Below are 276 nucleotides of genomic sequence, written 5' to 3' on the forward strand. Positions count from 1 at the left end.
GCCGCGCCGAGCGCATCGACTGCGACTACATCGCCGGCTGCGACGGCTTTCACGGCATCGCGCGGCAGACGGTCCCCGCCGAGAAGCTGAACACGTTCGAACGCGTCTATCCGTTCGCGTGGCTCGGCATCCTCGCGGATGCGGCGCCGTCGCTCGACGAGCTCGTGTACGCGCATCACGACAACGGCTTTGCGCTGTTCTCGATGCGCTCGCCGACGGTCACGCGCCTTTATCTGCAATGCCGGCCCGACGAAGACCTCGCCGAATGGTCCGACG

General features: G+C 67.0%; 1 protein-coding gene. It reads left to right on the forward strand.

Annotated features, from left to right (window positions below):
• Positions 1-276 (forward strand): FAD-dependent monooxygenase (locus SB816_RS31330; RefSeq protein ID WP_410548158.1); only part of this gene is annotated, 276 nt, incomplete at both ends.

Origin of the sequence: Achromobacter sp. SIMBA_011, from assembly GCF_046535435.1 — a bacterium.
GTDB lineage: Bacteria > Pseudomonadota > Gammaproteobacteria > Burkholderiales > Burkholderiaceae_B > Achromobacter > Achromobacter dolens.